Raw genomic sequence first — 8225 nt, 5'->3', positions numbered from 1 at the left:
GATGCAGGTAAACCATTATATACAATAAGTAAAAATGGTATTGTAAGAGAAACCATCGTTAACAATAATCAGGAGGCTGTAGTCCCTTCGGAATCAAATCAAGAAGAAAGTTTACTTAATGCACTAGGAAGTTTTGATGCGGGAACTCAGGACCCAGATGATCTTAAAAAAGTAAAAGGGATTGGTCCTTTAATGGAAAAGACCCTTAACAAATTGGGAATTTTCAGCTTTTTACAAGTGAGTAAAATGACCCAAAAAGAATACGATTTGCTTGATTCCCTTACAGGCACATTCCCTGGCAGAGCCCAGAGAGATGATTGGGCAGGACAGGCAAGAATGTTTTTAAACAACGATAAATAATTATGGCAGCTACTACTGTTATCCACGCATACTATGATGATGATGATGTATTGATGCACGCCGTTAAAAAGGTTAAAGCTGAAAAACATCATATTGAAGAGGTCTATTGTCCTTTTCCTGTACATGGTTTGGACAAAGCAATGGGTTTGGCCCCAACCAGAATAGCAATTACATCATTTATGTATGGCTGTTTGGGATTAATTGTTTCTATTGTTATGATGAAATACATAATGATTGATGATTGGCCAATGGATATTGGTGGTAAACCCAGCTTTACCTATATAGAAAACATGCCTGCCTTTGTGCCCATTATGTTCGAATTAACGGTCTTTTTTGCCGCGCATTTAATGGTGATCACATTTTATTTACGCAGTAGGTTATGGCCATTTAAAAAGGCGGAGAATCCTGATGTGCGAACAACAGACGCACATTTTATTATGGAAATTGAAGTACATAATAACGAGTCTGCATTAAAAGATTTGTTGTTAGATACGGGAGCAGTGGAGTTGAACATTATTAAAAACAGTCATTAGAAAATGAAGCGTTTTATAAAAATAGTAATGATTCTGGCAGTAATTGGATTGGTTTCTGCTTGTGCAGATAAAAATGCGCCAAACTATCAATATATGCCAAATATGTATGAGCCGGTGGGTTATGAGACCTATCAGCAAGTTGATTTTCTTCCAAGTGGATCTGAAGCTATGACCCCACCGGAAAATACTATTCATAGAGGATGGTTACCTTATGAGTTTGGTAATGATCTGGAGAGCAAGGAAATGGCAAGATTGCAAAAAAGCCCGTTGGATTCATTGCAAATGGAAGCTAATCTTACAAAAGGCAAGGAACTTTATACTATATATTGTGGCATTTGCCATGGCAATCAGGGTAAAGGACAGGGAACTCTTGTAAAAAGAGAAAAAATACTAGGTGTACCCAGCTATGATGATGCCGCGAGGAATATTACTGTTGGAAGTACCTATCATACGATTTATTACGGTTTAAATTCCATGGGATCCTATGCGGGCCAACTTGATTATGAAGAACGCTGGCAGGTATCTGAGTACGTAATGCAACTAAAACAAGACTTAACAAAATAATACATAGACCTTTAATATGTACACGTTTTCAAACAGATTAAAAATAGCTTCCTTTATTCTCATGGCCGTTGGGGTATTGGGAATTGGCATTGGCTTTGTATCCGCACCTGATACGGTAGAGGAAGCCAAAGCTATGGTAGCCGTTCATGATGACGGTTACGGAGACTCACACGGGGAGGATGCATCCCAGGCAATGGCCTCCGATCATGGAGAGGCCTCTGATCACAGTGGTGCTCATGATGAACACCTATTGCATCAACTGCAAAACAGGCCTTGGTCTGCATTATATGTGGCAGCTTTCTTCTTCTTTATGATTGCCTTAGGGGTTCTCGCGTTTTATGGAATTCAAAGGGCTTCCCAGGCTGGATGGTCACCTATGTTATTCAGGGTTATGGAAGGAATTACGGCCTACATTGTTCCTGGAGGGATAATAGTATTTGTTATTCTGGTGCTTTCAGTATTACATTTTAATCATATGTTTACTTGGATGGATGCCGATGTTGTAGCTCATGATAAATTACTACAAAATAAGGCGGGGTATCTTAATCCCACTTTCTTTCTTATAAGAGCCGCAATTTTCCTTGGAGGATGGATTGGTTATCGTGAAATATCTCGAAAGCTTTCTATTGCACAAGATAATTCTGATGATAATTCCAATTTTAAAAAGAACTTTAGATTCTCGGCTGCTTTCCTTGTATTTTATCTTATTTCAGAATCTATTATGTCCTGGGATTGGATAATGAGTGTTGATCCACATTGGTTCAGTACCTTGTTTGGATGGTATGTTTTTGCTAGTATGATCGTTTCCGGTATAACGGTAATCGCTATGGTTACCATCTACCTCAAATCAAAAGGATATTTACCTGATGTTAATGACAGTCATATTCATGATTTGGCTAAATTTATGTTTGGCTTTAGTATATTCTGGACCTACCTCTGGTTTAGTCAGTTTATGTTGATATGGTATGCAAATATACCCGAGGAAGTAACCTATTTTGTTACCAGGATTGAAGACTACAATCTGCCGTTTTTCGGTATGGTTGCTTTGAACTTTATATTTCCTGTGTTACTATTAATGAATAGTGATTATAAAAGAGTGAATTGGTTTGTAATTATGACTGGTATCGTGTTACTTGCAGGACATTATTTAGATATATTTAATATGATAATGCCGGCCACGGTAGGCGACCAATGGTATATAGGAATTCCGGAATTGGGCGCTATACTTTTTTTCGCAGGAGCTTTTATTTTCTGGGTGTTCAGAGCGTTAACGCATGCTCCTTTGCAACCTACCCGTAATCCTTTTATAGAGGAAAGCAGGCATTTTCATTATTAGTAATTTTAAAGTATAATTTCAATACATACAATGACTACATTATTGATCTTAATTGTTTTAGTACTAGTGGCAATTGCAATTTGGCAAATGACCAAAATCTTTGAATTGTCCAAACTAAAGTCAGAAGATTCACAAGTGGCGACCGATAAGGATAACAAGTATAATGGTTACTTGTTGTTCGCTTTTTTGATATTTATTTATGGGATAACCATATTTAGTTTTTATAAATACACTAAAGTCTTATTGCCTGAAGCAGCTTCGGCCCATGGGGGAGATTATGATTACCTGTTACTTGTTTCATTCATTATTATCTTTTTTGTACAAACCCTTACGCAGGCTTTATTGCATTATTTTGGGTACAAATATCGTGGCGAAAAAGGGAAAAAGGCGCTGTTCTTTGCAGATAATGACAGGCTGGAATTTATATGGACGATAATACCAGTGATTGTGTTAGCCGGATTGATCCTGTGGGGTTTATATACCTGGACCAACATAATGGATATCAATGATGAGGATGACCCACTAATTGTAGAACTTTACGCTCAACAATTCAATTGGACGGCGAGATATGGTGGAACAGACAATGTATTAGGAGGCGCCAATGTCAGAATGATTGATATTGATAAGGCAAATGTTTTAGGATTGGATGAATCTGACCCTAATGCCTCTGATGATATTATTGTAAAGGAATTACATCTGCCTGTTGGTAGAAAAGTAAATTTTAAAATGCGTTCACAGGATGTATTGCACTCCGCCTATATGCCTCATTTTAGAGCTCAGATGAATTGCGTACCTGGAATGACCACTGAGTTTTCTTTTACACCAACTATAACTACTGCTGAGATGAGGTTAAAGCCGGATGTGGTAGATAAAGTAAAAAGGACCAACAAAATTAGAGCAGAACGGGCAGCTAATGGAGAAGACAACTCCGATCCATGGGAATTTGATTATATCCTTCTGTGTAATAAAATTTGTGGTAAATCGCACTATAATATGCAGATGAAGATTATAGTAGAAAGCGAAGAAGATTATAATACATGGATGGAAAGTCAGCAGACTTTTAGTCAGACTATGGCATCCATGCAATAAATAGAGCTATACAAAAGGAAAATTAATATAAAAAAAAATTCGATTATGTCTGTTACTGCACATGCCCATATTGATGATCACGCAGATGATCATGTACATCATCATAAAGAGACATTTGTAACAAAGTATATTTTTAGTCAGGATCATAAGATGATTTCAAAACAGTACCTTATTACTGGTTTGATTATGGGTATTATTGGTATTGCCATGTCTCTTTTATTCAGGATGCAATTAGCATGGCCTGGAGAATCATTTCCTATTTTCGAAGCATTATTAGGAGGTTGGGCACCTGGTGGAGTTTTGGATGCAGATATGTACCTTGCATTGGTTACCATTCACGGTACTATAATGGTGTTCTTTGTCCTAACAGCCGGATTAAGCGGTACTTTTAGTAATCTTCTAATTCCGTTGCAGATTGGTGCAAGGGATATGGCCTCCGGTTTTTTGAATATGTTATCATATTGGATGTTCTTTGTGTCCAGTGTAATCATGCTTATTTCCCTTTTTGTAGAAGCAGGACCTGCAGCTGCAGGATGGACTATCTATCCTCCGCTTAGTGCGCTGCCAATGGCGCAACCTGGATCGGGAATGGGAATGACACTATGGTTGGTTTCTATGGCAATCTTTATTGCCTCTTCCTTATTAGGATCATTAAACTACATAGTTACAGTAATTAATCTAAGGACTAAAGGCATGTCTATGACAAGACTTCCTTTAACCATTTGGGCATTTTTTGTAACAGCAATAATTGGAGTAATTTCTTTCCCTGTATTACTCTCAGCAGCGCTGTTGTTGATAATGGACAGAAGCTTTGGAACATCTTTCTTCTTGTCTGATATTTTTATTCAGGGTGAAGTCCTTCATTATCAGGGAGGTTCCCCAGTATTGTTTGAGCACTTGTTTTGGTTTTTAGGGCATCCTGAAGTATATATTGTACTATTACCTGCTCTTGGAATTACTTCGGAAGTAATGTCTACTAATGCGCGTAAACCAATATTTGGTTATAGGGCTATGGTGGCATCAATTCTAGCAATTGCATTTTTATCTACAATTGTCTGGGGCCATCATATGTTTGTTTCGGGAATGAATCCATTCCTTGGATCTGTATTTACGTTTACTACACTTTTAATAGCTATCCCATCTGCGGTTAAAGCATTTAATTATATAACCACCTTATGGAAGGGTAATTTACAATTAAATCCTGGTATGCTTTTCTCAATAGGATTGGTGTCAACTTTCATTTCCGGAGGATTAACCGGTATTATTCTTGGAGATAGCACATTGGATATAAATGTTCACGACACTTATTTTGTTGTGGCTCACTTTCACCTGGTAATGGGTATTTCGGCCTTATATGGATTATTTGCCGGAGTCTATCACTGGTTCCCTAAAATGTTCAAGAGAATGATGAATAAGAATTTAGGCTATGTTCACTTTTGGATCACTGCAATCTGTGCATATGGGGTATTTTTTCCCATGCATTTTGTTGGAATGGCAGGGGTGCCAAGGCGTTATTATGAAAATACTGCCTTTCCGATGTTTGATGAACTAACAGATGTAAATGTTCTTATTACTGTTTTTGCACTGATAGCTGGTCTGGCTCAATTAGTTTTCTTATATAATTTCATCAGTAGTATTTTTTATGGGAAACCTACTGAACAGAATCCATGGAAATCTAATACGCTGGAATGGACTGCACCAATTGAGCACTTCCACGGAAACTGGGAAGGTAAAATTCCAGAGGTACACAGATGGGCATATGATTATAGCAAAACTCAGGAAAATGGGGAATATGTAATTCCGGGTCAGGATTTTGTACCTCAAAACATACCACTTCAACAGGATGAAGAGGAATTGAATCATTAAAGAATAAATTGTTAACTCATATTTATATAGCCCATCTTTTGATGGGCTTTTTTTATACTGCTAATGGAAGATTATGTATAAGGCTTTTATAAAATAATTAGCTTGACTTATTTTTAGTAGGAATAATTATTAAATTCGTTATCGTGAAGAACATTATTATATTTTTTATAGCATTCACCACATTAGCGGTAAGTGCACAGAGAAAGCCTAAAATTAAAGGCAATAAATCCATAGTGGAGGTAAATGAAGATCTGCCCTTCTTCAATGCCATAGAAGTCAGGGATGATCTGGAAATAATCTTAAAAGAAACCGCTATTCCCGGATATTCAATTTCCGCAGATGATAATTTGATAGATATTTTGAGGTTTGATGTGGTAGACAGCACACTTGTAATAAGGTCATTTTATAAGATTACGGCTAAAAAGCAGCTGGAGATAACGGTGAACTTCAATGAACTTAAAAGAATAATAATTCAGCAAGGCAAGGTGATTACGAAGGATATGATAAATTCTGATGAGCTGAAAATCAGTACTTATGGATCTTCTAAACTTGTGTTGAATGCCAGGGCTTCGATTATGAATATTCTTATGGAAGGTAATAGTACTGGTGATTTTAACCTGCAATCCGATTCTTTAAATCTGAATTTAAGAGATAAAGTAAATCTTAATTTATATGGTATAATAAGTAATAGTAACATTGAGATGTATAATAATTCCTCGGCAGAAGTGGAGGGAACTTTAGATACTTTAAATATAAAGTTGTTCGGAAGCAGTAACCTCAAGGCCCAAAAAATGGAAGCAGGAGTAATTAGTGCTGATCTGGAAGAGACTACCAGAGCAAGATTATACGCTTATAAAAGTATTGAACTTTCATCCAGTGGTGCTGCAAAGACTTATTTGTGGGGTAACCCCAAGATAATTTTGAAGGAATTTCTAAATACTTCAGAGTTATATAAAAGGGAAGAATAATACTTAGTCTAAACCATAAACAAAAAACCCCATCGATCTAGGCGATGGGGTTTTGTGCTAAACTTAATTTAGTTAGGACTGAAGGGAAAAATCCGCTTTTGGACCTGCCTCAACAATCTTGGTATTTACGTTAGCTGCAAACTTTTTAAAATTTTCATTAAAAAGCCCTACAAGCTTCTTCTTAACTACCTGATATTGCTCCTTATCTTCCCAGGTATTCTTCGGTATGAGAATTTCAGAGGGCACATTTGGACAGCTAAGTGGAATTTGAAAGCCAAACTCCTCATCTGTTGTAAATTCGACCTTGTCAAAATCATTATGGTGAATTGCATCAATCATTGCACGGGTATACTTAAGGCTCATTCTTGAGCCTACACCATGTGCTCCACCAGTCCAGCCGGTATTAACCAACCAGGCGGTAGCTTTATGTTCTTTTATTTTTTCTGCCAGTAATTCAGCATATTTATTTGGGTGCCACATCATAAATGCTGCCCCAAAACAAGCACTAAATGTTGCCTGTGGTTCAGTTACACCCATTTCCGTACCGGCTACCTTAGCCGTATATCCTGAAATAAAGTGGTAACTGGCCTGTTCAGGAGTCAGTTTGCTCACTGGAGGTAATACACCAAAAGCATCGCAGGTAAGGAAAATAATATTTTCCGGATGACCTGCAACACAAGGTATTTGTACATTATCTATATACCGTATTGGATAAGAAGCTCGGGTATTTTGTGTAATAGAAGTATCTGTATAATCTACTTCCCTGCTAAACTTATCATACACGACATTTTCCAGAACGGTACCAAATTTAATAGCATTAAAAATATCGGGTTCTTTCTCAGCAGAAAGGTTTATGGCTTTAGCATAACATCCCCCTTCAATATTAAATGTACCCTGATCTGTCCAACAATGTTCATCGTCTCCAATTAATCTTCGCTTAGGATCAGCACTTAAAGTGGTCTTGCCTGTTCCAGATAAACCAAACAGTATTGTTACGTCGTCTTTTTCACCCACATTTGCAGAACAGTGCATTGGTAATACATTTTCCAAAGGCATTAAATAATTCATAACAGAGAAAATACCTTTCTTCATTTCTCCGGCATACTGAGTTCCAAGAATTACAATTTCCTTGCGTTCCAAATTAAGATCTACACTTGTTTTAGAAGTCATTTCAGAAGTATACCTGTTAGCAGGGAATCCACCTGCATTCATCACAACATAATCCGGTTCTCCAAAATTTTCCAGTTCTTCAGCTGTTGGCATTATTAACATATTCTGCATAAACAGAGCATGGTAGGCTCTTGTACAGATAATCCTGACTTTAATTCTGTATTTTGGATCCCAACCGGCATAAGCATCAACTACAAATAAGTGATCGCAAATATTTAAAAAATCTAATGCACGTTCATGATTTACCATAAAGGTATGTTCATCCAAACCGATATTGATATCACCCCAGTCAATATTATTTTCGGAATCGGGGTGTCTTACGATTCTTTTATCCTTTGG

Annotated in this window: 7 protein-coding genes and 1 pseudogene; 7 read left to right on the top strand and 1 reads right to left on the bottom strand. The window is 37.1% G+C overall.

The annotated features are described in order from the left end of the window. The 7 genes and pseudogenes from WBN20_RS05315 to WBN20_RS05285 all read left to right on the top strand — a co-directional run. A pseudogene (locus WBN20_RS05315) lies at positions 1-360 on the top strand (NrfD/PsrC family molybdoenzyme membrane anchor subunit); the annotation flags it as partial. Positions 361-362: 2 nt separating this feature from the next. Continuing rightward, positions 363-893: a DUF3341 domain-containing protein gene (locus WBN20_RS05310; protein WP_424272075.1), complete on the top strand. Its 531-nt coding sequence runs from the start codon at positions 363-365 to the stop codon at positions 891-893. Between the two features lie 3 nt (positions 894-896). Next, the gene (locus WBN20_RS05305) at positions 897-1457 is read left to right on the top strand and encodes a c-type cytochrome (RefSeq protein ID WP_424272074.1); all 561 of its coding nucleotides are present in this window, start codon (positions 897-899) and stop codon (positions 1455-1457) included. A 16-nt stretch (positions 1458-1473) separates the two neighbouring features. Then, positions 1474-2793: a quinol:cytochrome C oxidoreductase gene (locus WBN20_RS05300; protein ID WP_424273906.1), complete on the top strand. Its 1320-nt coding sequence runs from the start codon at positions 1474-1476 to the stop codon at positions 2791-2793. Between the two features lie 30 nt (positions 2794-2823). Continuing rightward, the gene (locus WBN20_RS05295) at positions 2824-3882 is read left to right on the top strand and encodes a cytochrome c oxidase subunit II (protein WP_424280971.1); all 1059 of its coding nucleotides are present in this window, start codon (positions 2824-2826) and stop codon (positions 3880-3882) included. Positions 3883-3927: 45 nt separating this feature from the next. Further along, a complete protein-coding gene (locus tag WBN20_RS05290; protein ID WP_424280970.1) occupies positions 3928-5748 on the top strand; it encodes a cytochrome c oxidase subunit I in 1821 nt (606 codons plus the stop codon). 143 nt (positions 5749-5891) lie between these two features. Continuing rightward, positions 5892-6716, top strand: coding sequence for a GIN domain-containing protein (locus tag WBN20_RS05285; protein WP_424280969.1), 825 nt, complete (start codon positions 5892-5894; stop codon positions 6714-6716). A 72-nt stretch (positions 6717-6788) separates the two neighbouring features. Here the strand turns inward: WBN20_RS05285 and pckA are convergent. Then, the coding region (gene pckA, locus WBN20_RS05280) for a phosphoenolpyruvate carboxykinase (ATP) (RefSeq protein WP_424280968.1) at positions 6789-8225 on the bottom strand (1437 nt) is incomplete at its 5' end.

Origin of the sequence: Eudoraea sp. (assembly GCF_049665975.1) — a bacterium.
Lineage (GTDB): Bacteria > Bacteroidota > Bacteroidia > Flavobacteriales > Flavobacteriaceae > Eudoraea.
This window is presented reverse-complemented; position numbering and strand designations above follow the sequence as displayed.

What these genes read in the sequence shown, in the direction of transcription:
- WBN20_RS05310 (WP_424272075.1), top strand. Translation starts at nt 363, where the DNA reads ATGGCAGCTACTACTGTTATCCACGCATACTATGATGATGATGATGTA.
- WBN20_RS05305 (WP_424272074.1), top strand. Translation starts at nt 897, where the DNA reads ATGAAGCGTTTTATAAAAATAGTAATGATTCTGGCAGTAATTGGATTG.
- WBN20_RS05300 (WP_424273906.1), top strand. Translation starts at nt 1,474, where the DNA reads ATGTACACGTTTTCAAACAGATTAAAAATAGCTTCCTTTATTCTCATG.
- WBN20_RS05295 (WP_424280971.1), top strand. Translation starts at nt 2,824, where the DNA reads ATGACTACATTATTGATCTTAATTGTTTTAGTACTAGTGGCAATTGCA.
- WBN20_RS05290 (WP_424280970.1), top strand. Translation starts at nt 3,928, where the DNA reads ATGTCTGTTACTGCACATGCCCATATTGATGATCACGCAGATGATCAT.